This window comes from Kitasatospora sp. CMC57 (genome assembly GCF_045866025.2).
Taxonomy (GTDB): Bacteria; Actinomycetota; Actinomycetes; order Streptomycetales; family Streptomycetaceae; genus Kitasatospora.
Map to the genome: position 1 here is coordinate 3,916,535 of NZ_AP035881.2, position 26,064 is coordinate 3,942,598.

A 26,064-nucleotide genomic window follows, 5' to 3' on the forward strand; every position below is an offset into this window, starting at 1 on the left:
GTCCTGCCGGTCGGACCGCTGCCCACCTCGTGATATTCGCGTCTCAGCATATGGAAACCGCCGGTCGGCCCCGGGGCGCTCGCTAGACTGGCGCCGACCGCAGAGCCCCCGTCCGCCGGGGGTGCGGGGGCCACCAGTCCCCCGAAAAACGACACTAGTCGAGGAGCTTTCGTGGGCCTTGTCGTGCAGAAGTACGGCGGCTCATCCGTTGCGGATGCCGAGGGCATCAAGCGCGTAGCCCGCAGGATCGTCGACACCAAGAAGGCCGGCCATGAGGTCGTCGTCGTGGTGTCCGCCATGGGCGACACGACGGACGAGCTCATCGAACTCGCGGAGCAGGTCTCCCCGATCCCCTCCGGGCGCGAGTTCGACATGCTGCTGACCGCCGGAGAGCGGATCTCGATGGCCCTGCTGGCCATGGCGATCCGGTCGCTGGGCCACGAGGCCCAGTCCTTCACGGGTAGCCAGGCCGGGGTCATCACCGACTCGGTCCACAACAAGGCGCGCATCATCGACGTGACGCCGGGCCGGATCCGGAACGCCCTGGACGAGGGCAACATCGCGATCGTGGCCGGTTTCCAGGGCGTCTCCCAGGTCAGCAAGGACATCACCACGCTGGGCCGGGGCGGCTCGGACACCACCGCGGTGGCGCTGGCCGCCGCGCTGAGCGCCGAGGTCTGCGAGATCTACACCGACGTGGACGGCGTGTTCACCGCCGACCCGCGGGTGGTGAAGAAGGCCCGCAAGATCGACTGGATCGGCTTCGAGGACATGCTGGAGCTGGCCTCGTCCGGCTCGAAGGTCCTACTGGACCGCTGTGTGGAGTACGCGCGGCGCTACAACATCCCGATTCACGTACGCTCGTCCTTCTCCGGCCTGCCGGGGACCATTGTCAGCAGCATCAACCCGACCAAGCCCGAAGGGGGCGAGATGGAGCAGGCGATCATCTCCGGAGTCGCCCACGACACGTCCGAGGCCAAGGTCACGGTCGTTGGCGTGCCCGACAAGCCGGGCGAGGCCGCCCGGATCTTCCGCGCGATCGCGGACGCCGAGGTCAACATCGACATGGTGGTGCAGAACGTCTCGGCGGCGGCCACCGGTCTCACCGACATCTCCTTCACCTGTCCGAAGACCGAGGGCCAGAAGGCCATCGACGCGCTGGGCCGGGTCAAGGAGGGCATCGGCTTCGAGTCGCTCCGCTACGACGACGCGATCGGCAAGATCTCGCTGGTCGGCGCGGGCATGCGCTCCAACCCCGGCGTCACCGCGACCTTCTTCGAGGCGCTCTCCGAGGCCGGCGTGAACATCGAGCTGATCTCCACCTCGGAGATCCGGATCTCGGTGGTCACCCGGGCGGACGACGTCAACGAGGCGGTCCGGGCGGTGCACAGCGCCTTCGGGTTGGACAGCGAGACGGACGAGGCGGTCGTCTACGGCGGTACCGGCCGATGACGCCGGAGAGGAGGCCGAGCCTCGCGGTGGTCGGCGCCACGGGCGCCGTCGGAGCCGTGCTGCTCGGCCTCCTCTCCCTCCGACGGGACGTCTGGGGCGAGATCCGGCTGATCGCCTCCTCGCGCTCGGCGGGCCGTCGGCTGACGGTCCGCGGGGTGGAGACCGAGGTGGTCGGGCTCACCGAGGAGGCGTTCGCCGGGATCGACGTGGCGGTGTTCGACGTACCGGACGAGGTCGCCGCCCGCTGGGCCCCGATCGCCGCCGCCAAGGGCGTGGTGGTGATCGACAACTCCGGCGCGTTCCGGATGGACCAGGACGTCCCGCTGGTGGTACCCGAGGTGAACGCCCCGGCCGCGCAGATCCGGCCGCGCGGCATCATCGCCAACCCCAACTGCACCGTCCTCACGATGATCGGCGGGCTGGCCGCGCTGCACTCCGAGTACGGGCTGAGCGAGCTGGTGGTCGCCGCGTACCAGGCCGCCTCCGGTGCCGGGCAGAGCGGGGTGGACGCGCTGCGCGCCCAGGTCGCCGAGGTGGCGGGCAGCTCCGTCGGCGAGCAGACCGGTGACCTGCGGGCCGTGGTCAGCGACAACGGCCCGTTCGCCGCGCCGCTCGCGCTGAACGCGGTGCCGTGGTCCGGCACGCTGGAGGACGGCGGCTGGTCCTCCGAGGAGCTCAAGGTCCGCAACGAGTCGCGGAAGATCCTCGGCCTGCCCGGCCTGAAGGTCTCCGCCACCTGCGTACGGATCCCGGTGATCACCACCCACTCGCTGGCCGTGCACGCGGTCTTCGAACGCGAGGTGAGCCAGGCCGCCGCCCGGGAGATCCTCGAGAACGCCCCCGGCGTGGTGCTCTACGACGACCCGGCGGCGGGGGAGTTCCCCACGCCGAACGACGCCGTCGGTACGGATCCGGTCTGGGTCGGCCGGGTGCGGGTGGCGCTGGACGACCCCACCGCGCTCGACCTGTTCGTCTGCGGCGACAACCTGCGCAAGGGCGCCGCGCTGAACGCGGTGCAGATCGCCGAACTCGTGGCGGCGGAGTTCTCCCTGCTGGGGTGACCCGGTGAAGCCTGGCCCGGTGACGTGGAGCCCGGGTGAAGTTGCGTGGTGGTGAACGGGAGACGATCCGTCAGATTCCCCCGTAGGGGCACTGGAGGCGCTCCGGCCGGTGCGGGAGAATGGCCCGGCAGGCGGGGGCAACCATGACAGGGGATCAAGTGTCCGACATGCGTGGCGAACATGGTGGGGGCAGTGCGGGTGGGCACGGTGCGCGTGGCGGCGCGACCGGTCGATAGCCGGATGGGAACCGCCGCAGCGGACGCGGCGGGAGCCAGCGTCGACCACCTGACCGCGACCTACCAGGCGCACTACCGCTCCCTGCTCCGGCTGGCGGCCCTGCTGCTGGACGACATCGCCTCCTGCGAGGACGTCGTGCAGGAGGCGTTCATCCGGGTGCACGCCGCCCGGCGCCGGGTCCGGGAGCCCGAGAAGACGCTCGCCTACCTGCGGCAGACCGTGGTCAACCTGTCCCGCTCCACCCTGCGCCGCCGCATCCTGGGCCTGCGTCTGCTGCCCAAGCCGATGCCTGACATGGCCAGTGCAGAAGAAGGCGCCTACGATGCGCTGGAGCGGGACCAGTTGAAGGTCGCGCTCCGACGCTTGCAACGCCGTCAGCGGGAGGTGCTGGTGCTGCGCTACTTCGCCGATCTGACGGAGGCCCAGGTGGCCGACGCGCTGGGGATCTCGGTGGGGTCGGTGAAGGCGTACGGCTCGCGTGGGCTGGCCGCGCTGCGGGTGCTGATGGAGAGCAGTGATGACTGACGATCAACGGTCTCCGGGGGAGGACCCGTTGGTGCGGGAGCTGCGCGCGCGGTTGCACCGGGCGGTGGCCGAGGTTCAGCCCGACCCGACGGCGCTGCCCCGGCTGCGCGACCAGGTGCCCCGGCGGCGGGCCAGGCACCGCAACCTGTGGACGGGTGCGGCGGCGGCCGCACTGCTCACCGCCGCCGTGCTGCCGACCATCCACGGCGCGCAGCGACTCGACCTCTCCGGCGGCCCGGTGGACGGTCCGCTCGCCGCCGGGCCCGCCAGCTCGACCGCTTCGCCGGGGCCGTCGGTGAGCGGCGGCGCCGGGCGGCCGACCGCGCTGCCGATGCCGGTGATCACCGCCACGCCTGCCGGTTCCCCGCCCGGTCCGGTGCCCGAGGTGACCACCAGCGGTTCGCTGGCCGGCGTCACCGGTTCGCCGTCGGCGGGTACGGCGCCCGCGCCCGGGTGCGGTCCGGCCGACCTCGGCCAGGGCAGCTCCCACCTGGGGGCGGCCGAGGCGGACGGCCGGGTGTACGGCTGGTTCCGGGTCGTCAACACCTCGGGGCGGTCCTGCGAGGTGGCCGGCGGCGGGCTGTTGGCGGCCGACTCCGCGATGGTGCGGGTGGCTCCGCACACCGCCGGAGGGCCGGCCACCGGGCTGGCCGAGCCGGTCCCGGAAGGGCCGGTGCTGCTGCCGCCACGAACGGGGTACCAGGTCCGGTTCGGCTGGGTGCCGGACGGGGCCTGTCCGAGCGGTGACGGGCCCGGCAGCCGGGTGGCCGCGGCGCCGGCGGTGGCGTCCGGGGCGGCTGCACCGACGGTGGCCCCGGGCTCCGGCAACTCGCCGTCGCCGGTCACCTCACCCGAGCCGACCTCGAGCCCGACGGCCTCCCGGGCCACCGTCACCCTCACGCACACCGCGGACCCGGGCGGGCCGCAGGTGGTCGCCACGCTGACCACCGCCTGCGCCGGGACGGTCTACCGGAACGGGCCGGAACGCATCCCGGCGGCCTCGCCGTCGGCGACGGGCTGAACCTCGCGGGGCGCCGAGCCGGCGTCGCACATCAGGACAGCCTCGATCACCTGCCTTCCCGTGCGAGGCCCCTGGTGTCGGGGGTGGGTGTAGGGGTGGTTACCGTGGTGCGTGTGTACCGGTTTCTCCTGACTTCGCGATGGCTCGGCGGCACCGTGGTCGCCCTGCTGGCGGTCGTGGTGTGCCTGTTCCTCGGTTCGTGGCAGCTCAGCCGGTTCGAGGGCCAGGTGAACCGGCACCGGGACGCGGTACGTTCCGCCGGTGCGGCCACCGGCGGAGAGGCGGTCCCGTTCGCCGAGCTGCTGCCGGACGCGGGCGCCAGGGTCAGCACCGAGACGGTCGGCCGCGCGGTCACGCTGACCGGGCGGTACGACCCGGCTCACCAACTGCTCGTCCCCAACCGCACGGTGGCCGGGAAGCAGGGCTACTACGTGCTCACCCCGCTCTGCCCGGGTGACGGCCGCTGCGTGGCGGTGGTCCGGGGCTGGGCGCCGGGCCAGGCCGTGGGACGTACGGCGCCGGAGGTCGGTCCCGAGCAGGTGACCGTCACCGGGCGGCTGCAGGCTCCGGAGAACAGCGGCAGCAACGGCGCGGTGGCCGGCGGACTGCCGGAGGGGCAGCTGGGCACGATCAGTCCCGCGGCGCTGGTGAACGTGCTGCCGTACGGTACGTACGACGGCTGGGTGGCCGCCGACGCGGTGCCCGACGGGCTCACCGTGGTGCCGACCGTGCAGCCGCAGGGCGGGAACGGCCTGAGCCTGCGGGCGTTCCAGAACCTCGGCTACACACTGGAGTGGTTCGTCTTCGGCGGGTTCGTGGTCTTCATGTGGTTCCGGCTGGCGCGCCGCGAGGCGGAGAACGCCAGGGACCGGGCCCTCGGACTGGACCCGGTCCCGAACTGACCCGGTGACGGCTCGGACGGTCAGTCGTCGCAGTCGTCGCTGCTACTCCGGTGCGTGGTGCTCTTGTGGGTCTTCGACTTCTTGGAGCTCTTCGAACTCTTCGACCCCTTGCTGGACTTGGCCAGCAGCTGGGCCTGGACGGGCGCGACCGTCGTGGTCACGCCGCCCGCCGAGCGGTTGTCGTCGCAGTCGTCGTCGGAGCGGGACGAGCATCCCGCCGCGGTCAGCAGGAGCGCCAGTACGGCGCCCGAGGCCACCACTCCACGTCTGATGCTCAACGCGCTCTCCCCAGGTGTCGCAGTGTGAAGTCGATCTCCAGGCGGAGCTGCTTGATCCGCTCCTCGACCACCAGTGAGCCGTGCCCGGCATCGTAGCGGTAGACCTCGTGTTCCTTGCCGAGCTGTTCCAGCCGGGCCACGTAGTTGTCGATCTGCCGGATCGGGCAGCGCGGGTCGTTCACCCCTGCGCTGAGGTAGACGGGCACCTTCACCTGCTCGACGTAGGTCAACGGCGAGGAGGCGTGCCAGAGTTCGGGCACCTCCTCGGGCGAGCCGCCGAACAGGGTGCGGTCCAGCGACTTCAGCGCCTCCATCTCGTCCTCGTACGAGGCGAGGTAGTCGGCGACCGGTACGGCGGCCAGGCCGAGCGACCAGCTGTCGGCCTGGGTGCCGAGGCCGAGCAGGGTGAGGTAGCCACCCCAGGAGCCGCCGGAGAGCACGAGTTGGGACGGGTCGGCCAGGCCGGAGTCGACCGCCCAGTCCCGGACGGCGCCGATGTCCTCCAGCTCGATCAGGCCGACCCGGCCGTGCAGGGCGTCGGTCCAGGCCTGGCCGTAGCCGGTGGAACCGCGGTAGTTGACCCGGACCACCGCGAAGCCGTGGTCCAGCCAGGCGGCGGGCCCGGCCGCGAAGGAGTCGCTGTCGTGGTGGGTCGGACCGCCGTGCACCTCGAACAGGGTGGGGAACGGACCATCCCCGGACGGGCGTTGGACCAGCGCGTGCACCCGCCCGCCCGGTCCCTCCACCCAGACGTCCTCGACCGGCACCGAGCCGGGCGGCACCGGTCCGGGTGCCCGCAGCACCACGCCGCCCGCCGTCGAGCGGACCGCCGAGGGCTCCGCGGCCGAGGACCAGAGGAACTCCACCGTCCCGTCCGGCCGGGCGGTCGCGCCGGAGACCGTGCCGCGCGGCGTGTCCAGCCGGGTCAGCTCGCCGGTGGCCAGCTCGTACGAGAACAGCTCGCTGCGCGCCTCGTACTCGTGCTCGACCAGCAGGGCGCGGGCGTCGGGGCGCCACTGCGCCGACAGGTCGCCGGGGAACTCCCGGCCCTGGTCGTCGCGGAGCGGCAGCGCGGTCTCGGTGCCGGTCGTCACGTCCCAGAGGGCGGGCTCCCAGCGGCCGGTGCGCTGGTGGGCGATCAGCAGCCGGGTGTCGCCGTCGGCCGGGGCGAAGCCCAGGCAGGCCACCCCGCTGGGGTTCCGACGTCCCGTCACCTCGTCCAGTTCGGCCACCGTGGCGCCGTCCGAGAGCCGGAGCACCCGGATCGCCGAGTGCATCGCGTCGCCGTGTTCGGTGTGGTCGACGGCGAGCAGGGAGGAGTCGTGGCTGAGGTCGCCGACCCCGCCGTACTCCTCGTGCCGGTACACCGTCTCGACCTCGGCGGCGCCCGGTCGGCGCAGATAGAGGGTGGTGCCGTGCTCCTCGTCCGAGGTGCCGACCACCACGGTGCCGTCCAGGCCGAGCGCCAGCCCCGCGTCGTACGCGGCGGGCACGCCGGGGACGGCCAACTCGTCGGGGCCGCCGGTGAACGGCTGGCGGCGCCAGACGCCCAGTTCGTCGCCGTCGGTGTCGTCGAACCACCAGATCCACTCGCCGTCCGGGCTGAGCTCGGCGTCGGTGGTCCCGTTCGGGCGAGAGGTGACCTGGCGGTGGCTGTCGGCCGACCGGTGCCAGGCGTAGATCTCGTACGTGCCGGTGGAGTTGGAGACGTACAGGGCGCGTTCGGGGGCCTGCTCGGCCCAGTCCGGCAGGGAGACCCGTGCCGCCCGGAACCGCTGCTCCCACTCCGGTACGGGACTCTTCTCGTTGCTCATCCCCCCATCAAACCCGATCGCGCCGACCCGGCGGAACGGTGCGGGCCGCCACCGCCCGGCGCGGATGCGGCTGACGACATGGTGCGGCCCCGCCGGGGTTCCCGGCGGGGCCGCACCATGTCGCCCCGTGTTACTGCGCCCGCCGGGTCAGCGCCACCCGGGAGCGGGTGAAGACGGCGGCCAGCACCCAGGCCAGCAGCGGCAGCCCGATCACCAGGGCGGCCAGCTCGGGCCACGGGACCACCAGCGGGTTGCTGCCGATCCGGAGCGAGCCGGCGGAGCCGAACCGGGCCTCGACACCGAGGTTCTGCACCCGTTGGAGGGCGGCGGCGGGCACCAGCCCGGCCAGTGCTCCGATCACGGCGCCCATCGCGGCCACCACGGCGCACTGGAAGGCGGACAGTCGCCGCCGGATGCCCGGGGTGGCACCCACGGCCGCCAGGGTCGCCAGGTCACCCCGGCTGTCGGTCGCCGCGAGGCCGGTGGCGATGGCGGCGGCGGCGATGGCCACCGCCGAGGCGGCGATGGCGAGCCCGAGCGCGATGGCGTTGGTGGAACCGGACTGGTAGCCGCGCTCCACCGCGAGCTTTCCGGAACCGGCCTCCGTCACGGCGGCGGTGGCGCGCTGCTCCTCGGCCGGGGCCAGGGTGTGCGCTGGCCGCCAGACCGACTGCTGGACGGACGGGACCAGCCCGATCGCCGCGGCGGCCGCCGGGGACAGCACCGCGCGGGCGGCCCGGACGGTGCCGGGAGCGACCACGGCCGGCAGGCTGACCGTGCTGACCTGGTTGTCCTGCGGGCCGGTGGCGCCGTACCGGATCAGCTGCAGGGTCACCTTGCCGTCCCGGAGGTAGCCGGGGTCCGCCACCACAACCTGACCGGCCGTGAGGGCCTGGGCAGCGGCGGGGGAGTCCACTCCGAGCAGGTTGTGCAGCACGGTGCCGTCGCCGCTGATGACCTCCCTGATGTCGTCGGGGTCCTGCGCGGCGCGCGCGCAGCGGAGGTCCAGGCCGCCGGGTCCGGGCGGGGCCAGGCAGTCGTTCCCGGGCGCCGGGACCACCCGGACCCCGCCGCAGAACGAGCCGGGCGTACCGTCGCAGACCCCGTACGTGAGGGTGCTCAGGTCGGCGCGCTGCCCGAGCGCGGGTACGGCGCTCTCCACGGCGGTCCGCAGCGCGGCGCCGTTCCGCTCGGTGGCCGCGCCCGGGGCGGTCCCCCTGACGGGGTAGACGTCCAGCACCACCGCGCCGGACGGGGCCGAGGCCACGTACGCGGCCCGGGCGGCCGAGTCACTGCTGGTCTGGAAGGTCAGCACCGCGACCGCGCCGGCGACGGCTGCCATCACGGCGGCGACCGCCGGGGCGGTACGTCCCCGGTTGCGGGCCGAGTCACGGAGCGCGAGCCGGGGGGAGAGCGGGAGGAAGCGGCCGAGCCGGCCGAACAGGCTGATCAGCAGCGGGGTGCAGGCGATCAGTCCGAGTTCGGCGAGCACCGAGCCCGCCAGGACGGCGTGCGAGCCGGAGGAGGAGAGCTCACCGCTCAGGGCGACGGCCGCGCCGGCCAGGGCCGTGAGCCCGCCGGCCACAGCGAGCCACTTGGCCGGCGGCCGGGCGGTGACCCGGCCGCTGAGCGCTGCCACCACGGGCTGCCGGGCGGCCTGCACCGCCGGTACGACTGCGGCCAGTAGCCCGGTCACCACACCGATCGCCACGATGCCCAGCAGGTCGGTGGGGTCCAGCGCGAAGTGTCCGAAGCGTGCCCCTGACCTGCCCTCCAGCCAGGACCGGCCGGCCAGCACGGTGAGCGCGCCGAGCCCCACACCCGCCAGCGCGCCCACGCCGCCGAGCACGATGCCGCCGCCGAGCACCACCCGGCGGATGTGCGCCCGGTTGCCACCACAGGCCGCGAGCAGTCCGAGCTGCCGCCGGGACCGGCGGGCACCGACCGCGAACGCCGGACCGGCCAGCAGCACGATCTCCAGCAGCGCCAGGCCGACGGCGGTGGCCGCGATGGTCTCGGTCCTGAGCGCGGTCCGCGCGGCCTCGGGGTCGGCACTGGAGCTGACGGCGAGAGCGGGCGGCGGGTCGGCGAGCACGGCCCGCGACGTCACCGTGAAGCCGAAGGTGTTGGCCTGCTGCACCGCCTCCCAGCTGAAAGGGGCGTGATTGGGGAGCGAGACCAGGTAGTCCCGCGAGCCGGCCGCAGGCTCGGACTGGGCCTCCTCCGGCAGGGCGGCGAGCAGTCCGCTCAGCTCGCCGGGGCGGCCGATCAGCCGGCTCACCCTCAGGTCGCCCGGGTACTCGACGGCGGCGGTGATCCGCAGCGGCTGGGTGGTGCCCTTGAGCGTGGTGCTCTGCCCCACCGTCAGCCCGGAGTCGGCCAGAAAGCCGCTGGTCGCCGCCACCTCGAACGGCGCGGCGGGCCAGCTGCCCTGACGGAGTGTGGTGATGCCGGCCGTCAGCGGGTCCGTCAGGTCCAGTCCCCAGGTCTGCACCTGGCCCAGGCCGTAGGTGGTGCTGGTCAGGTGGGAACGCTTGGGCGCCTCGACGGGCAGCAGTTTGGCGTCGCCCGGCAGCGCCTGCTCCAGCAGCCGTTCCAGCGGCTGGGCGTTGCGGGCCTGCTCCTCGGGGGTCGGCGTCGGCTTCGGCCCGTTCAGGGACAGGACGGAGACGCGGCCCGAAGCGGGATCCGCGCCCTGCACCAGCCGCCAGCCGGGCCGCGCGCTGGTGCTGACGTACGCGTCGGCGGTGCCCATCAGGCGGGTGCCCTGCTCCTGCGGGGAGACGTGCGAGCTGCGGGCGACGATGTCCGCGCCGGTGACACCCACCACCGGGAGCGCGATCATGGCGATGATCAGTGCGCTGCGGCCCTTGGCCCGCAGTGCGTCACGGCGGGCGATGCGGAGCGCGGCCCGCCAGGCGGAGAGGCTCATCGGCGTTCGTCCGTCCCGGTGGCGGCGTGCGCGTGGCGGCCCTGGGGGGCGTCGGCTTCGGCACCCTTCCGGTGCTCTTCCACCACCTGACCGTCGGTGAGCAGCACCACCCGGTCCGCCCACTGGGCGTGGCCGGGTTCGTGCGTCACCATGACGGCCGCCGCCCCGGCGTCGCAGCGTGCGCGCAGGACGGCCAGTACGGTCTCGCCGGTGGCTGAGTCGAGCGCGCCGGTGGGCTCGTCCGCGAGCACCAGCCGCCGCTCGCCGACCAGCGCCCGGGCGATCGCGACCCGCTGCTGCTGTCCGCCGGACAGCTGGTCGGGGAAGCGGTCGGCGTACTCTGCCATGCCGGTCTCGGCGAGTGCGGTCAGCGCCTCGGACCTGGCCCGGCGGCTGGTCACGCCGTCCAGTTCGCGCGGCAGCGCCACGTTCTCGGCGGCGGTCAGTGCGGGGATCAGGTTGTAGTCCTGGAACACGTAGCCGATCGCCCGGCGGCGAACGGCGGACAGTGCGGACCTGGACAGCTTGCCCAGGTCCTGCCCCTCCACCCGGACCTGGCCCGAGCTGGCGGTGTCCAGCCCGCCGGCCAGGGTGAGCAGGGTGGACTTGCCCGAGCCGCTGGGGCCCATCACCGCGACGAACTCGCCCGGCCGGACCGTCAGGTCCACCCCGCGCAGGGCGTGCACCTGGGTCGCTCCCTGGCCGTGGACGCGGGACACGCCCCGCAGGCGCAGAACGGCCCCTTCGGTTTCCCTGAACTCTGTGGCTGTCACTCGTCGGCTCCTTCTCGTCGGCCGTCACCCGAGGAACCGGGCGCAGCACAGCTGCCGTCCCGCCGACGGAGCCGGGTGACGGCTCCGCCGGGGAATGGCACCCCGGTCACTGTCCTGGCGGGCCGCCGGTCGACCACCCCAGCATGCCTGCATACCGAGTATGTATACCCGGTATGCAGGCCCGGTTCAAGCGGTCAGGGATCCGCAGGTGGTGGTGGGAGCCGTCGCCCCGGGGGCGCCGTGGTGGTCAGTGGCCACGTCATGGCGCTGCTCTCGCACGCGATCGTGCAGCGCTCACACCACGGTGTGCTCCCGCTGGTCAGGGAGGGTGCGACCGCTGGGCCGAGGCCGGGGTGCCGGCCTGCCTGTGGGCGTACCGGGCCGGGTGATCCGTTGCTGAAATTCCGTCAGGGCTGCTGCCGTTGACGGACACCAGCCCTGGGGAGGGCTCGCCGCGTCGGTCGCCGGGGCTGGGCCCGTGGCGCCTGCGGGAGCTGCTTACGTCGAGATCACGAGCTGCTTACGCCCGGATCGGGAGCTGCTTATGCGGGGAATCGGAAGCTGCTTACGCGGGGAATCGGAAGCTGCTTACGCGGGGATGAAGAACCCGGTCACGTCGGCGAGCCGGCCGTCGCGGTGCACCGCGGTGCTGACGCCCGTCATCGCGGGGTTGCCCTGCTCGTCGAGCTGGGTCCACCGGGCGAGCGACCGGTCGTGGTGGCCCAGCACCTCGTCGATGCGGAAGCGGTGGCCGGGGAAGGCCTCCACGAATCCGCCCATGTAGGCGGCCAGTTCGGTCAGGCTGCTGACCCCGTGCCCGGATCCCGGTAGCCCACCTCGTCCAGGGCGACCGCCCCGAGCGCGGCGATCCGCACGTCCGGCCCGGCCGACCAGCAGGCGGCGTAGTCCGTCCAGAGCTGCTGTGAGTCGTTCATCGCTGTTTCTCGTTTCGTGGGCCGATCGACGTGAGCGCGCCCTCGGTGACGGTGTGAAGTTTGGTGATCGGCGTGCCGGCCCGGACGAGCACCAACGGGCCCTGGTAGAGCGCAACAGCTGAGCGGCCGCCATCTCGACGTCCAGTTCCGCCGGTACGCGGCCCAGCGCTCGGGCCCGGGTCAGCGCGTCGGAGAGCCCGGACTCGATGGTCTCCAGGCCCTCACGAACCCCGGCGGCCGCCTGGGGAACGGCGAAGCACTCCACCGCGGTGTTGGTGAACAGGCAGCCGGGATCGGGATCGAGCCCGCTCTCGTACGCCGAGGTGAAGAACGACCGGATGCCCGTCACCGGATCGGTCGGCTCCAGCAGGTGCGCCCGGACCCGTCCCTGCACCACCTGCTCGTTGTAGGCCTCCAGGGCCGCGTGGAACAGGCCGTCCTTGTTCTTGAACGTCCGGTACGGGCTGCCCGGGTGGAGTCCGGTCGCCTCTTCGATGTCCCGCAGCGAGGCGCCCAGGTAGCCCCGACGACGGAAGAGCCCCATCGCGGAGGCCAACACCTCTGCCCGATACCAGAGTTGGGTGGGCCCCACGGTCGGCCTCCCATTTAGTTGAACGATTGCTCACAAAAAAGTGGCACACCGGTCCGCCGTACACCGGTGGCCGCTTCGACCCTGTGCGGTCCAGGATTCGACGGTGTGCGCACGGGCGGTGCGCGGCCGAATCGGGGCCGACTGCGCCAGGCTCTTCAGGTACCCCGGGCGCACCGCGCGACACGGCTCGTGAATACTGCTGTCCGCGTCGCTGAGTGATCGACATCCTCCCGATGAGGAGGTGCGCCCAGCGCTTTCGCTCGTTCTCTGGGGGAATCCAACCGTGCCAACACGTCGTCATGTCGGCCTTGCCGCGGCGTTCGTCAGCTCCACCGTGCTCGGAACGGCGCTGCCGGTCTTCGCCGCGCACGCCGATTCGAACACGCTCTACGTCAACAGCGCGGCCGCGAACTGCTCGGACAGCGGAACGGGGTCGGAGGCGCAGCCGTTCTGCAAGGTGCAGCCCGCAGCGGACGCCGCGCAGCCCGGCCAGACCGTACAGATCGCTCCCGGTAACTACCCGGAGCAGGTCACCGTCACCCGCTCGGGCACCCAGGGCCATCCCGTCACCTTCCGGGGCGGTGCGAACCACGCGCAGGCCAGGAGCCTGGTCGGCGTCGCCCCCACCGGCGCGGACGCGCAGGCCCTGCCGCATGCCTTCGTGCTCTCCGGCGTTCATGACGTCACGGTGACGGGCCTGGGTCTCCAGGGCCTCCAGGAGGCGGTCCTGGTCTCCGACTCCGACCGGATCACGGTGGACGGGAACGCTCTTCGAACGGTGGGAAGCGGAGCCTCGGGAGCGGCACCGGGCATCCGGGTCACCGGGAGGACCACGGCTTCGACGGTGAGCCGTAACCTGATCAGCACGGGCAAGGCCGGCGTCGCGATCGACGCCGGGGTCACCGGAGCGGTCGTCACCACCAACCAGATCAGGCTCGCAGGTCCGGGCGTCACGGTCACCGATGCTCCCGGCACCGTGGTGACCAGCAACACTGTCGTATCGAACTGCGCGGTCCCGGTCACGCTCGCCGGGAACTCGGCGAACTCCACGGTCGAGAACAACGTCGCCGCGTCCAGCGGCTTCCCGTCGGGGTGTGCCATGAAGCCCGACCTGATCGTCTCGGCCGCCTCGGTCAGTGGCACCAAGGCGGACTACAACGTGGTGCCCGCCCGGGTCGACCTGGTCAACTACCAGTGGGGCGACGCCACGTACACGTCGCCGGCCGGGTTCTCCGCCGCGACCGGACAGGGCACCCACGACGTCACCAGTGCCCAGCTTGCTGCGAGCGCTTACCCGCGGGAGGCCGTCGACTCGGCCGACGCCACCGCGCCCGGTGAGCTGGCCACCGACATCCTCGGCAATCCGCGGGTCGACGACCCGCAGGTCGCCAACACCGGAACCGGCGCCGGCTTCACCGACCGCGGGGCGACCGAAACCCAGGACCCGCTCCTGGTCTCGGTGTCCGGAGTACCGAGTCAGGAGATCTGGCATCCGCTGGACGTGAACCTCAGCGTGACCGTCGCGAATGCCTGGGGACCGGTCGTCGGCGAACTCGACTTCGGTGACGGCAGCCCGAAGGTACCGGTGGCCGACGGCTGGACCCACCCGACGCACACCTACCCGGCAGGCGGCACCTACACCGTGTCGGTCACCGTCACCGACGGCGTGGTCACCCGCACGAGCAGCAGCACGGTCACCGTTGCCCCGCTCAACCCCATCGAGCCGGCCTTCTCGGTGTGGCAGCAGGACTGGTCCGTGCCCCGCGCGTCGTTCAACGTGTACGCCGGAAGCCCTTGGCCCATCACCAAGTTCACGCTGGACTTCGGTGACGGCTCACCGACGGTGGAGGGTCCCGGGCCGTACTCGCCGGACCCGTTCGTGCACACCTTCCCGGGCCCCGGGACGTACCAGGTGACCGCGATCGTGACCGACGACCACGGCCGTACGGGGACCAGGTCGCAGCAGGTCGAGATAGGCAAGCTGCTGCCGCTGAACCGCACGATCGAGGCGGTGAAGTACGGGCGGGTGACGGAGATCTACAACGACGGGAACGTCTGGCACGACAGCGGCCTCACCATCCCGTCGCTGATCCCCGCGAGCACGCTCGACTTCACCTACGCACCGTCGGGTGCGCGGGTGATCGAGGCCGTCGAGAACGGTGTCCTGCACGAGATCTACTCGGCGCCGGACGGCTGGCACGACAACCCGGTCCAGGGGGCCGGAGCGAACATCACCGCGCTGAGCTTCGCGTTCAGCCCGTCGGGTGCGCGGGTGATCGAGGCGATCGAGAACGGTGTCCTGCACGAGATCTACTCGGCGCCGGACGGTTGGCACGATAACCCGATCGAGGGTGTCGCTCCGAACGTCACGGCCATGAGCTTCGCGTTCGATGCCTCCGGCCGCCGGGTGATCGAGGCGATCGAGAACGGCGTTCTGCACGAGATCTACTCGGCGCCGGACGGTTGGCACGACAACCCGATCGAGGGTGTCGCTCCGAACGTCACGGCCATGAGCTTCGCGTTCGATGCCTCCGGCCGCCGGGTGATCGAGGCCGTCGAGAACGGTGTCCTGCACGAGATCTACTCGGCGCCGGACGGCTGGCACGACAACCCGGTCCAGGGCGCCGGAGCGAACATCAAGAACCTGACACTCAAGATCCGGCCCACCGGCGACCGCGTCATCGAGGCCGTCGAGAACAACTCCCTGCACGAGATCTACACCAACGCGGGCACCTGGTACGACTCGGCCACGCCGGTCTACCAGGGAGGCGAACTTACCTCCGTCTCGCTCGCCCTGCGCTGACTCCCTCGCTGCCGGCAGGGCCGCCCACCTGGGCGGCCCTGCCGGCAGCTGGCTGTGTTGACGGCCTCGCCCCGGAGGTCGGCGAAGCCGCTCCAGCCGCGACGGGCGGGGCGTCAGCAGGGGCCACCGGCTCCTCTCCTGGCGGACGCCCCTCATCAGGGTCCGAGGGCTTCGTTCTCCGCGGAGCGAGCCCGAAGCGTTCGGATGAATGCGCGCCGGGAGGCCGCGTGGCGCTGCGGGCAAGGACCCGGAGCGACGTACCCAGGAGGCATGTGGATCCGGACGGGCCGAACTGCCCTGCTCAGCATCGCCATGGTCGTCTCTACCTGCGCGGCGGCCTCCCTGCCCGCCGTTGCCGCTCCCGCAGCGGCCGCACCGGTCCCCAGGGAACCGGCCGCCGCGTCACAGCCCTGGGAGGCGAACGCGGCGGAACTGGACCGGGTGATCCAGCAGACGGCCACCGACGCCGGTGTCCCCGGAGTGATCGTGGGCGTCTGGCAGCCCGGACAGCCGCGCTACGTGCGAGCTTTCGGCGTCGCGGACACCAGCGACTGCGCCCCGATGCGAACCGACCTGAACATGCGGATCGGCAGCGAGACCAAGACCTTCACCGTCACCGCGCTGCTCCAGCTCGTCGACCGTGGCGAGGTCGGCCTGGATGACCCGATCTCCGCGTACGTTGACGGAGTGCCCGACGGCGAGCACATCACGCTGCGTCAGCTCGCGGACATGCGCAGCGGCCTGTTCGCCTACAGCAAGGACGCGGGCTTCCAGCACCTGCTGGCGACCGAGCCGCACCGCCAGTGGTCGCCGAGTGAGCTGCTCGGCATCGCCTTCGAGCACCCCAACCAGTTCCCTCCCGGCACGCAGTTCGACTACTCCAACACCAACACCGTGCTGCTCGGCCTGGTCGTCGAGAAGGTCACCCACCGTCCCTTGAGGGACGTGATCCGGCACCTGATCACGCGGCCGAGCGGCCTGGACCACACCTTCCTGCCGGAGGCGGCGGAGTTCCCGCAGCCGCACGCCCACGGCTACACCGACCTGACGCCGGACGGCACCGTGGCGGACGCCACGGACTTCAACCCCAGCTGGGGCTGGGCAGCCGGCGCGATGATCTCGGACCTCGACGACATGCACTCCTGGGCGGAGAACGTCGCGACAGGCGCACTGCTGAGCCCGCAGACCCAGGCGGAGCGCCTCGACGCACACCCCACCGGCGCACCGGGTGACGCCTACGGGCTGGGCATCGACATCAACCACGGCTGGATCGGCCACGCGGGCTCCCTGCCCGGCTACCAGAGCCTGACGGTCTACCTCCCCACCCAGAAGGCCACGATGGTGATCCTCCTCAACACCGACATCCGCTCCAACGGCGAGAACCCCAGCACCCTCCTCGGCCGCGCCATCACCCAGGTGGTCAGCCCGGGCAACGTCTACGGCGACGCGTCCGACCAGAACTGACCCACGCCCCAGCTGCCGCGGGCGAGGCTGTGCCGGGGCTTGTGAGAGTGCTATGGCCTGACGTACGTCGGTTTGGACGCGGTGGTGGGGTGAGGGTGCGAACGCCACGTGAGCTCCGGCTCAGCTGGTTGTCGACAACGGTGCACTGTCGGAGGAGATCTCACGCCCCGTCGGCCACTTCAGCACCGCCGTCACCGAGCTGGTCTACCGGATGCGGATCGGCCGGTGATCCAGACCGGCGCCGTGGTGACGGGCGACCTGTTCTGAGGTTCGGTCACTCAGTCGGACCCGCACAACGAGAAAGGGCCCTACCGAATTTCTCCGGTAGGGCCCTTCCTGCTGGGTCGGGGTGGCGGGATTTGAACCCACGGCCTCTTCGTCCCGAACGAAGCGCGCTACCAAGCTGCGCCACACCCCGGTCCTGCTTCGTTGCTCTCCGTCTCCGGTGCAACGAGTAGAACTCTACCGGACGGGTGCCGTGAGGCGAAATCCGGTATCCGGGGGTTCGCAGCTGCAGGTCAGCGGCGGGGGACGAGGGTGAGCAGGGTGGCTTCCGGGGGGCAGGCGAAGCGGACGGGGGTGTAGCGGTTGGTGCCGCAGCCGGCCGAGACGTGGAGGTAGGACTGGTGGCCGCCGGCCCGGTGGGCGGAGAGACCCTTGACGCGGCGGGTGTCGAGGTCGCAGTTGGTGACCAGGGCGCCGTAGAAGGGGATGCAGAGCTGGCCGCCGTGGGTGTGGCCGGCCAGGATCAGGGGGTAGCGGTCGGCGGTGAAGGCGTCCAGGACGCGGAGGTAGGGGGCGTGCACGACGGCGATCGAGAGGTCGGCGTCGGCCGAGGGGCCGCCGGCGACGGCGTTGTAGCGGTCGCGGCGGATGTGCGGGTCGTCCAGCCCGGTGAACTCGACGTCGAGGCCGGCGAGCTTGAGGCGGCCGCGGGTGTTGGTGAGGTCGAGCCAGCCGGCCGCGTCGAAGCCGTCGCGGAGGCCCTCCCACGGGTTGTGGACGGCGCCGGTGATGCCGCGGCGGCCGGAGCCGTCGGGGTTGTTCAGGCCGTGGACGCCGCTCTTCAGGGCCTTGAGGTAGCGGGTGGGGCTCTTCGGGCTGGGGCCGTAGTAGTCGTTCGAGCCGAAGACGTACACGCCGGGGAAGTCGAGCAGCGGGCCGAGTGCGTCGAGGGTGGCGGGTACGCCGAGCGGGTCGGAGAGGTTGTCGCCGGTGTTCACCACCAGGTCGGGGCGGAGCCCGGCCAGGCTCTGCAGCCAGCGCTGCTTCTTGGTCTGCCCGTTGACCATGTGGATGTCGGAGACCTGGAGTACCCGTACCGGCCGCGCTCCCTTCGGCAGGATCGGTACCTCGACCCGGCGCAGCCGGAACGAGCGGACCTCGAACCCGGCGGAGTAGGCGAGGCAGGCGGCGCCGGTGGCGGCGATTCCGAGTGGGACGGAGTACAGCGGTCGCATCGGTCCATGCTCTCAGACCCATGATCGGAACGGGAACGGCCGGTGCTCCATGAGGACGCGCACACAGCCGCCCGACACTCGCCGAGCAGCCGCCAAGGAGCAGAAGGCGGCTACCGGACTGACGGCCCGTCAGTGGGCAATCCGGTTGCCCGTGGCCGGTCGGCGGCATATGAATGGCCTATGACTACGCTCAAGCAGCAACTGCAGGAGGACCTCACCGACGCGATCAGGTCCCGGGACGAGCTCGGCTCCTCCACCCTCCGGCTCACTCTGTCCGCCGTCACGGCCGAGGAGAAGGCCGGTAAGACGGAGCGGACGCTCTCGGACGACGACGTGCGGAAGGTGATCGCCCGGGAGGCGAAGAAGCGCCGGGAGGCGGCCACGGCCTTCGACGCGGCCGGCCGCACCGACTCGGCCGCGAAGGAGCGGGCCGAGGGTGAGTTCCTGGCGCGGTACCTGCCGAAGCAGCTCAGCGACGAGGAACTGGCCGCGATCGTGGCCGAGGCGGTGGCGGCCAGCGGGGCGACCGGTCCGCAGGGCATGGGCGCGGTGATGAAGCTGGTGAAGCCGAAGGTGGACGGCCTGGCTGAGGGCGGCCGGGTGGCCGCCGCGGTGAAGGCCGCGCTGACGTAGTGGAGCGGTAGAGCCCTGAGGCGGTAGGGAGACAGCGCAGAGGGCCCGCCCCGGTCGAACCGGGGCGGGCCCTCTGCGCGTCACGGCCGACTCAGTGCCGCCCGCCGCCGTTGCCGTTACCGCCGTTGCCGCCGGCACCGTTGCCGTTGCCGCCGATGATGCCGGGCGGCAGGGAGAAGTTGCCGCCGATCAGGCCGCCGTTGGCCGCTGCGGCGTCGCCGGACGGCGGGGACGCGGTGGCGCTGGGGTCGGGCTTGGGCTGCGGGTCGGGGATGTTGACGGTCTGGAAGGTGCTCTTGGGCGTCCCCTCCAGGGCCTGGCTCATCGCCATCTGCCAGATCGGCCCGGGGCCGGTGGCGCCGTAGACGCCGCTGCTGAACCAGGTCGGGCCGATCTTGATGCTCTTCATCGAGACGTTCACGGTCGGGCCGCCCAGCCAGACCGAGGTGGACAGCTCGGGGGTGTAGCCGGTGAACCAGGCCGCGTACCGCTCGTCGGTGGTACCGGTCTTGCCGGCGATCTGGCGCCGGTCGTCCAGGGTGAGGGAGGAGGCGGTGCCCTTCTCGGTCACACCGAGCAGCAGGGTGTTGATGCCGTCCGCCGTGGTCTCGCTGATCACCTGGTTGCAGTTCGCCTGCGGTACCGGCAGCTGGGTGCCGGCCGTGTTGACCACCGACTTGACGGCGATCGGGGCGCAGTACTTGCCGCGCGCGGCGAAGGTCGCGTAGGCGTTGGCCATCACCATGGGGGAGACCTCCTGGGTGCCGAGCACCATGGAGGGGACCTCCATCAGCGGCTTTCCGCTGGCCAGGTTCTTGATGCCGAGCTTGTCGGCCATCTGCTTGACCGCGCAGAGGCCCATGTCGGCCTCCATCTGCACGAAGTAGGTGTTGACCGACCTGGCCATCGCCTCCTTTAGTGCGTACGGGCCGGACTCGGACGTGCTCTCGTTCTTGAGCTTGACGCCCTTCTCGTTCCAGGTGCCCGAGCACTGGGTCATCTTCGGGTAGTCGATCTCGTACTGGGAGGGGTACTCCTGCGTGATCGGGATGCCGCTCTCCAGCGCCGCCGCCGCCAGGATCGGCTTGAAGGTCGAGCCGGGGGAGAAGCCGTTGCCGCCGCCCATCGCCGCGTCGGCGTTAAGGTTGATCACGGTCTGGTTCTGCTTGGAGTCGATGCCGTACGGGCGGCTCTGCGCCATCGCCAGGATCTCGCCGGTGCCGGGCTTGATCATGGTGGCGGCGGCCGCGACCGAGTCGGTCGGGTAGACCTTGGTGGTCACCGCCTTGTACGCGGCGGCCTGCTTCTCCGGGTCGATGGTGGTGTAGATCTTCAGGCCGCCCTGGGACCAGAGCCGCTGCCGGTCGGTGGCGCTCTTGCCGAAGGCCGGGTCCTGCTTCACCACGTGCCGGACGTAGTCGCAGAAGAAGCCCATCCCCGCCTGGGCGGTGATGCAGCCGTTCAGCGGCTCCTTGTACTTGAGGTTCAGCGGGGTGGCGATCGCTTCCTTGGCCTGCGCCTCGGTGATGTGCTTGTTCTCCAGCAGCTTGCCGATCACCGTGTCGCGGCGGGTCTGGGTCGCCTTGGGGTGCAGCAGCGGGTCGTACGCCGTCGGGTTCTGCACCAGCCCGGCCAGCGTGGCGGCCTCGGCGATGGTCAGGTCCTTGGCGCTCTTGCTGAAGTAGCGGTTGGCCGCCGACTCGACGCCGTACGCCTGGTGGCCGTAGAAGGTGATGTTCAGGTAGTTGGTGAGGATCTGATCCTTGGTCAGGTCCTCCTCCAGCTTGATGGCGATCTTCAGCTCCTGGATCTTGCGACCCAGGCTCTTCTTGGTGGCCTCGCGGAAGGCGTCCTTGTCCTCGCCGGCCAGCTCCACGTTGACGTTCTTCACGTACTGCTGGGTCAGCGTGGAGGCACCCTGGGTCGCCTCGCCGGACTCGGCGTTCTTCCCGATCGCGCGGAGCACGCCCTTGAGGTCGATCGCGCCGTGCTCGTAGAACCGGGCGTCCTCGATGTCGACCTGGGCCTGCCGCATGATCGGGGCCATCTGCTCCTGGGTCAGGATGGTCCGGTCACGGTCGAAGACCTTGGCGATCAGACCGCCCTTGGCGTCGTAGATGAACGAGGCCTGCGAGAGGGTCGGCGCCTTGAAGTCGGTCGGGACGTTGTCGAAGCTCTCGGCGGTGTCCTTCGCGGTCAGCCCGAGTGCGCCGATGGCGGGCAGCGCCATGCCCGCGACGAGAACTCCGGCCAGCACGCTGATGCCCAGGAACTTGAGCCCGAGCCCGGCCTTGTCAAGCGGGGATCCCGCGGGTCGCTGAGGTGCCATGGAGAGAACACTACGTCGCGGATTCCCGGACATGGGGGCAGGTGTTCGCCTAGGCTTGTCACAACACTGCGACAGCTTCGCTCTGTTCATCATCGTCACTCTTGTGAGTGATGAGCTTTGCCCGAAATGACCCGTTGTTGGGTGACTTGCCGCCACCTCCGCCGGCCGCACTGTGGCAGAGGGTGACGAAAGTGCCCCGAATGCCCCTGGCAAGGCCCCCGACCTGCGGTCACTCCAACGAGTGAGAAGACGGATACCCATAGTCCGATCGGGTCATTTGAGATTGGGCCCGAAGGGGCTGTTGCGTCCTGTCGTTCTTCCGTAACGTCCTCAACTGGCAGCGGTGAATATGCCGTTGCCGCCGTGGGGGAGCCCCGATTCGGGAGAGGACGGCGCCGTGATGGGCTGGGTGGACGACTGGAGTGCGCAGGCAGCCTGCCGCACGAGTGATCCGGACGAGCTGTTTGTTCAGGGGGCCGCGCAGAACCGCGCCAAGGCGGTCTGCAGCGGGTGCCCCGTGCGTACCGAGTGCCTCGCGGACGCGCTCGACAACCGGGTGGAGTTCGGCGTCTGGGGCGGGATGACCGAGCGCGAGCGGCGGGCCCTGCTCCGCCGCAGGCCGACGGTGATGTCCTGGCGCAGGCTGCTGGAGACGGCCCGCACCGAGTACGAGGAGTCGCTCGCCACGGGCGTCATCCTGACCGACTACGCACAGGCGGGCTAGCCCGTACGGCTCCGGGGCAGGCGCGCCGCCGTAGGTACGGGCCGACTGCGCCCTGCCGCCGTACGGGACAGGACGGCTGACGGAGGGTCAGCCGCCCAGCCGCTCGCCGATGGCGCGCAGGCCGTCCAGGTCGTGCACGTCGCCCGGCAGGGCGGGCACCTCGACGATCGGCACGTCCGGGTAGACCGAGACGAACCGGTCCCGGGTGAGCCGCTCGCGGTCCATCACCTGCATGCGCTCCGCGTGCAGCCGGAGCAGCCCGGCGGCCAGCGTCTCCGCCGCCACCGTGGTGCTGCCCGTGCCGTTCTCCTCCAGCGCCTCGGCCGCGGCCAGCGCGCGTTCGGCGGTGAGCTGCGGCGCCCCGGTGCGGTGCACCCGGTTGAGCACCAGGCCGGCCAGCGGCATCTCGTCGGCGGCCAGCCGGTCGATGAAGTAAGCCGCCTCGCGCAGCGCGTCCCGTTCCGGCGCGGCCACCACCAGGAAGGCCGTGCCCGGCGCCTTGAGCAGCTGGTAGGTACGGTCGGCGCGCTCGCGGAAGCCGCCGAACATCGAGTCCATCGCGGAGACGAAGGTCTGCACGTCGGTCAGCAGCTGGGCGCCGAAGATCTTGCCCAGGGTGCCGGTGATCAGGCCCATGCCGACGTTCAGGAACTTCATCGCGCTCCGCCCGCCGACCTTGGCAGGGCCGGTCAGGATCCGGATCAGCCTGCCGTCCAGGAACGAACCCAGCCGGTTCGGCGCGTCCAGGAAGTCCAGCGCGGAACGGGACGGCGGGGTGTCCACCACGATCAGGTCCCACTGGCCGGCCGCCCGCAGCTGGCCGAGCTTCTCCATCGCCATGTACTCCTGGGTGCCGGCGAATCCGGCGGAGAGCGACTGGTAGAACGGGTTCTCCATGATCGCCTTGGCCCGCTCGGGCTCGGCGTGGGTGAGCACGACCTCGTCGAAGGTCCGCTTCATGTCCAGCATCATGGCCTGGAGTTCACCGTCGCCGGTCACGCCCTTGACCACCCGCGGGGTGTTGTCCAGCTCGGTCAGGCCCATCGACTGGGCCAGTCGCCTGGCCGGGTCGATGGTCAGCACGACCACCTTCCGGCCGCGCTCCGCAGCCCGCAGGCCGATCGCCGCCGCCGTGGTGGTCTTGCCCACCCCGCCGGAGCCGCAGCAGACCACGATCCGGGTCTCCGGGTCCCCGATCAGGATGTCGATGTCGAGCTCGGTCATGCCGCCCCCTGCCGCTTCAGCTCGCCCGCCAGGCGGTACAACCCGCCCAGGTCCACGCCCCCGCCCAGCAAGGGGAGTTCGTACGTCGGCCGCTTCAACTGCTGGAGCACCGAGCGCTGTTCGCGCTCCAGCTGGACCCGCTCGGCGTGCTCGCGGGCCTGGTCGAGCAGCGGGTCGAGCAGTGGCTCCACCGCCGCCCGGACCGTCGTGGCGGACTTGGACCGTCCGCCCAGTCCGGCCTCGCCGAGGGCCAGCGCGACCTCCTCCCGGTGGTCGCCGTGCACCGCGCCGACCGCGGCGGCGTCCAGTACCGGCGGCCGGACCATGTTCACCAGCACGCCACCGAGCGGGAGTTGGGATTCGGTCAGCTCGGCGACGCCGTCCACGGTCTCCTGCACCGGCATCTCCTCCAGCAGGGTGACCAGGTGCACCGCCGTCTCCGGCGACCTGAGCACTCGCATCACCGCCTGCGCCTGCCCGTGGATCGGCCCGAACCTGGCCAGCCCGGCCACCTCGGAGTTGACGTTCAGGAACCTGGTGATCCGTCCGGTCGGCGGCGCGTCCATCACGATCGCGTCGTACGCCCGTCGCCCGTCCGGGCCCTTGCGCCGGGCCGCCTCGCAGGCCTTCCCGGTCAGCAGCACGTCCCGCACCCCGGGGGCGATAGTGGTGGCGAAGTCGACGAAGCCGACCTTCTGCAGCGCCTTCCCGGCCCGGCCCAGCTTGTAGAACATGTCCAGGTACTCGAGCAGCGCCTGCTCGGTGTCGATCGCCAGCGCGTACAGCTCACCGGCCGGGGCCCGCCCGTCCAGCCCGAGCCGGGACCGCGAGACGGTGGCGATCCTGCGCTCCTCGTACGGCAGCGCCGCGATCCCGAACATCTCCGCGATGCCCTGCCGGCCCTCCACCTCGATCAGCAGCGTCCGGCCCCCGTCGGCGGCCAGCGCCATCGCCAGTGCGGCGGCGACGGTGGTCTTCCCGGTGCCGCCCTTGCCACTGACCACGTGGAGCCGGACACCCTCCCAGTCCGGATCGCGCCGGTCCACCTGGTCCACGCTCCGTCTCCGTCCGTCTCAGCGGCACCGCACCCCGGTGGGTGCCTCCTCCCGCGAGCGTAACCAGCCGCCGCCCCCGATGCCGGGAGCCCGGGAGGAACCGTCCGGATTCATGCCCGGCCTGTGGCCCGGATCACACCCCGGCCGCGTACTAGAGTCACCCCCATGACCAAGTGGGAATACGTCACCGTGCCGCTGCTCGTTCACGCCACCAAGCAGATCCTGGACTCCTGGGGTCAGGACGGCTGGGAGCTCGTCCAGGTCGTTCCGGGCCCGAACCCGGAGCAGCTGGTCGCTTACCTGAAGCGGGAGAAGAGCTGATGAGCAAGGTTGAGGAGAAGCTGGCCGAACTGGGTCTGGTCCTCCCCGAGGTGGTCCCGCCGGTCGCCGCGTACGTCCCGGCGATCCGCAGCGGCGAGTACGTGCTGACCGCCGGTCAGCTGCCGATGGTCGGCGGCAAGCTGCCGAGCACCGGCAAGGTCGGCGCCGAGGTGACCGCCGAGGAGGCCAAGCAGCTCGCGCAGGTCTGCGCGCTCAACGGCCTCGCCGCGATCAAGTCCGTGATCGGTGACCTGGACAAGGTCGAGCAGATCGTCAAGGTGGTCGGCTTCGTCGCCTCCGCCCCCGACTTCACCGGCCAGCCCGGCGTGATCAACGGGTGCAGCGAGCTGCTCGGCGAGGTCTTCGGTGCGGCGGGCGTGCACGCGCGCAGCGCGGTCGGCGTGGCGGTGCTGCCGCTGGACGCACCGGTCGAGATCGAGTTCCAGGTCCGCGTCTCCGCCTGACGCCGGGTCGGGCGCTCCGGGCATCAACCGTTCACGGTCCAGGGGCTCGGGGAACTGCGAAGCCGGCCCTCGCAAGGTGATCGTCGCGTAGACGGTCAGGAACCTTCGTGGTGACCCCGGCGCCAGATCTCCTCGCAGTTCGCCGAGCCCCTGGGTTGTCCGTTTACGTTCCGGGGACCATGACCTAGCATCCGGGGCATGATGCCGATGCCGCCGTCCTGGCCCGCCCGGATCAGGGCGCTCGCGGCGGGCGAGCTGACCCCGCCGGTCGCGAAGCCCTCCGCCACCGTGGTGCTGCTGCGGGACGGGGCCGGAGGCCCGGAGACGTACCTGCTGCGGCGCCGCACCTCGATGCCGTTCGCCGCCGGGATGTACGCCTACCCGGGCGGGGGCGTCGATCCGCGGGACGCGGAGGTCGAGCTCGGCTGGGCCGGGCCGAGCCCCGCCGAGTGGGGCGAGCGGCTCGGGGTGGACGCCGCCACCGCGCAGGCGGTGGTCTGCGCCGCCGTCCGGGAGACGTTCGAGGAGGCCGGCGTACTGCTGGCGGGCCCGGACCCCACCACCATGGCCGACGCCGCGGACTGGTCCGCCGAGCGGGCCGCACTGGAGGCGCACGAGCTCTCCTTCGCCGACTTCCTGCGGGCACACGGCCTGCTGCTCCGCTCCGACCTGCTGTCGGCCTGGGCCAGGTGGATCACCCCGGCCTTCGAGGAGCGCCGGTACGACACCTGGTTCTTCGTCGCCGCACTGCCCGCGGGCCAGCGGGCCGCCGACTCGGTCGGCGAGGCGGACCGGGTCGCGTGGCTGACCCCCGCCGAGGCGGTCGAGGGCCACGCGGTGGGCCGGTACGGCATGATGCCGCCGACCGTGACGGTGCTCCGGGAGCTGTTGCCCGCCGGTACGGCGGCGCACGCGGCCGCCCTGGCGGCGGACCGGAAGATCGAGCCGATCCTCGGTACGGCGGAGCTGGCCGGCGATCGGATCTCGGTGCGATGGTCGGGGTATGAAGAGCTGACCATCGACGGTATTTTTCCTCTCAACTGACCGTTCCACCCAGGAAGGATC

21 protein-coding genes and 1 tRNA gene are annotated in these 26,064 nt (G+C 71.6%); 12 read left to right on the top strand and 10 right to left on the bottom strand.

Going from position 1 to position 26,064, the window contains the following annotated elements:
• The first annotated feature begins 171 nt into the window (after window positions 1-171).
• The 5 genes from ACKUU6_RS17475 to ACKUU6_RS17495 all read left to right on the top strand — a co-directional run bounded on the left by ACKUU6_RS17475 (window position 172) and on the right by ACKUU6_RS17495 (window position 5,198).
• Window positions 172-1,452 carry an aspartate kinase gene (locus tag ACKUU6_RS17475; protein WP_407989501.1) on the top strand — a complete coding sequence of 427 codons (1,281 nt, stop codon included), beginning with the start codon at window positions 172-174 and terminating at the stop codon, window positions 1,450-1,452.
• On the top strand, window positions 1,449-2,513 hold the full coding sequence (locus tag ACKUU6_RS17480; RefSeq protein ID WP_407989502.1) for an aspartate-semialdehyde dehydrogenase: 1,065 nt from the start codon (window positions 1,449-1,451) through the stop codon (window positions 2,511-2,513). The genes ACKUU6_RS17475 and ACKUU6_RS17480 overlap by 4 nt, the downstream gene beginning before the upstream one ends.
• Before the next feature lie 240 nt (window positions 2,514-2,753).
• Window positions 2,754-3,275 (top strand): SigE family RNA polymerase sigma factor, encoded by a 522-nt coding sequence (locus tag ACKUU6_RS17485; RefSeq protein ID WP_407989503.1) that lies wholly within the window; start codon window positions 2,754-2,756, stop codon window positions 3,273-3,275.
• Window positions 3,268-4,296 carry a hypothetical protein gene (locus ACKUU6_RS17490; RefSeq protein ID WP_407989504.1) on the top strand — a complete coding sequence of 343 codons (1,029 nt, stop codon included), beginning with the start codon at window positions 3,268-3,270 and terminating at the stop codon, window positions 4,294-4,296. Before ACKUU6_RS17485 ends, ACKUU6_RS17490 begins: the two co-directional genes overlap by 8 nt.
• Before the next feature lie 113 nt (window positions 4,297-4,409).
• Entirely contained in the window at window positions 4,410-5,198 is a 789-nt protein-coding gene (locus tag ACKUU6_RS17495) for an SURF1 family protein (protein ID WP_407989505.1), read from the top strand.
• A gap of 20 nt (window positions 5,199-5,218) precedes the next feature.
• Here ACKUU6_RS17495 and ACKUU6_RS17500 read toward each other — a convergent pair whose 3' ends face one another.
• The 5 genes from ACKUU6_RS17500 to ACKUU6_RS17520 form a co-directional block, all read right to left on the bottom strand.
• Window positions 5,219-5,476, bottom strand: a complete 258-nt coding sequence (locus tag ACKUU6_RS17500; protein ID WP_407989506.1) for a hypothetical protein — start codon at window positions 5,474-5,476, stop codon at window positions 5,219-5,221.
• Window positions 5,473-7,290, bottom strand: a complete 1,818-nt coding sequence (locus ACKUU6_RS17505; RefSeq protein WP_407989507.1) for a prolyl oligopeptidase family serine peptidase — start codon at window positions 7,288-7,290, stop codon at window positions 5,473-5,475. The genes ACKUU6_RS17500 and ACKUU6_RS17505 overlap by 4 nt, the downstream gene beginning before the upstream one ends.
• 130 nt (window positions 7,291-7,420) lie before the next feature.
• Window positions 7,421-10,222, bottom strand: coding sequence for an FtsX-like permease family protein (locus tag ACKUU6_RS17510; RefSeq protein WP_407989508.1), 2,802 nt, complete (start codon window positions 10,220-10,222; stop codon window positions 7,421-7,423).
• Window positions 10,219-10,995 (bottom strand): ABC transporter ATP-binding protein, encoded by a 777-nt coding sequence (locus ACKUU6_RS17515; RefSeq protein WP_407989509.1) that lies wholly within the window; start codon window positions 10,993-10,995, stop codon window positions 10,219-10,221. The genes ACKUU6_RS17510 and ACKUU6_RS17515 overlap by 4 nt, the downstream gene beginning before the upstream one ends.
• A gap of 588 nt (window positions 10,996-11,583) precedes the next feature.
• On the bottom strand, window positions 11,584-12,474 hold the full coding sequence (locus ACKUU6_RS17520; RefSeq protein ID WP_408649636.1) for a TetR/AcrR family transcriptional regulator: 891 nt from the start codon (window positions 12,472-12,474) through the stop codon (window positions 11,584-11,586).
• A gap of 331 nt (window positions 12,475-12,805) precedes the next feature.
• Here ACKUU6_RS17520 and ACKUU6_RS17525 point away from each other — a divergent pair, with 331 nt between their 5' ends.
• On the top strand, window positions 12,806-15,325 hold the full coding sequence (locus ACKUU6_RS17525) for a PKD domain-containing protein (RefSeq protein WP_407989511.1): 2,520 nt from the start codon (window positions 12,806-12,808) through the stop codon (window positions 15,323-15,325).
• A 312-nt stretch (window positions 15,326-15,637) separates the two neighbouring features.
• The gene (locus ACKUU6_RS17530; RefSeq protein WP_407989512.1) at window positions 15,638-16,789 is read left to right on the top strand and encodes a serine hydrolase domain-containing protein; all 1,152 of its coding nucleotides are present in this window, start codon (window positions 15,638-15,640) and stop codon (window positions 16,787-16,789) included.
• 344 nt (window positions 16,790-17,133) lie between these two features.
• Here the strand turns inward: ACKUU6_RS17530 and ACKUU6_RS17535 are convergent.
• Together ACKUU6_RS17535 and ACKUU6_RS17540 are read right to left on the bottom strand one after the other, a co-directional pair.
• Window positions 17,134-17,207 (bottom strand) — tRNA-Pro (locus tag ACKUU6_RS17535).
• A 100-nt stretch (window positions 17,208-17,307) separates the two neighbouring features.
• Window positions 17,308-18,249, bottom strand: a complete 942-nt coding sequence (locus ACKUU6_RS17540; protein ID WP_407989513.1) for a metallophosphoesterase — start codon at window positions 18,247-18,249, stop codon at window positions 17,308-17,310.
• A 180-nt stretch (window positions 18,250-18,429) separates the two neighbouring features.
• On the opposite strand from ACKUU6_RS17540, the gene ACKUU6_RS17545 reads away from it, so the two are divergent.
• Window positions 18,430-18,882, top strand: a complete 453-nt coding sequence (locus tag ACKUU6_RS17545) for a GatB/YqeY domain-containing protein (protein ID WP_407989514.1) — start codon at window positions 18,430-18,432, stop codon at window positions 18,880-18,882.
• Between the two features lie 91 nt (window positions 18,883-18,973).
• Here the strand turns inward: ACKUU6_RS17545 and ACKUU6_RS17550 are convergent, their stop codons facing one another.
• A complete protein-coding gene (locus ACKUU6_RS17550) occupies window positions 18,974-21,211 on the bottom strand; it encodes a transglycosylase domain-containing protein (RefSeq protein ID WP_407989515.1) in 2,238 nt (745 codons plus the stop codon).
• Window positions 21,212-21,611: 400 nt separating this feature from the next.
• On the opposite strand from ACKUU6_RS17550, the gene ACKUU6_RS17555 reads away from it, so the two are divergent.
• The gene (locus tag ACKUU6_RS17555; RefSeq protein ID WP_033333275.1) at window positions 21,612-21,935 is read left to right on the top strand and encodes a WhiB family transcriptional regulator; all 324 of its coding nucleotides are present in this window, start codon (window positions 21,612-21,614) and stop codon (window positions 21,933-21,935) included.
• Between the two features lie 87 nt (window positions 21,936-22,022).
• Here the strand turns inward: ACKUU6_RS17555 and ACKUU6_RS17560 are convergent, their stop codons facing one another.
• Both ACKUU6_RS17560 and ACKUU6_RS17565 read right to left on the bottom strand, forming a co-directional pair.
• A complete protein-coding gene (locus tag ACKUU6_RS17560) occupies window positions 22,023-23,159 on the bottom strand; it encodes an ArsA family ATPase (RefSeq protein WP_407989516.1) in 1,137 nt (378 codons plus the stop codon).
• The gene (locus tag ACKUU6_RS17565) at window positions 23,156-24,214 is read right to left on the bottom strand and encodes an ArsA-related P-loop ATPase (RefSeq protein ID WP_407989517.1); all 1,059 of its coding nucleotides are present in this window, start codon (window positions 24,212-24,214) and stop codon (window positions 23,156-23,158) included. The genes ACKUU6_RS17560 and ACKUU6_RS17565 overlap by 4 nt, the downstream gene beginning before the upstream one ends.
• 165 nt (window positions 24,215-24,379) lie before the next feature.
• On the opposite strand from ACKUU6_RS17565, the gene ACKUU6_RS17570 reads away from it, so the two are divergent.
• From ACKUU6_RS17570 to ACKUU6_RS17580, 3 genes are all read left to right on the top strand, one after another.
• Complete coding sequence (locus ACKUU6_RS17570; RefSeq protein WP_157531528.1) at window positions 24,380-24,535, top strand: DUF4177 domain-containing protein; 156 nt, start codon at window positions 24,380-24,382, stop codon at window positions 24,533-24,535.
• Window positions 24,535-24,999, top strand: a complete 465-nt coding sequence (locus tag ACKUU6_RS17575) for a RidA family protein (RefSeq protein ID WP_407989518.1) — start codon at window positions 24,535-24,537, stop codon at window positions 24,997-24,999. Before ACKUU6_RS17570 ends, ACKUU6_RS17575 begins: the two co-directional genes overlap by 1 nt.
• A 198-nt stretch (window positions 25,000-25,197) precedes the next feature.
• Window positions 25,198-26,043 (top strand): NUDIX hydrolase, encoded by an 846-nt coding sequence (locus tag ACKUU6_RS17580; protein ID WP_407989519.1) that lies wholly within the window; start codon window positions 25,198-25,200, stop codon window positions 26,041-26,043.
• The last annotated feature ends 21 nt before the right edge of the window (window positions 26,044-26,064 follow it).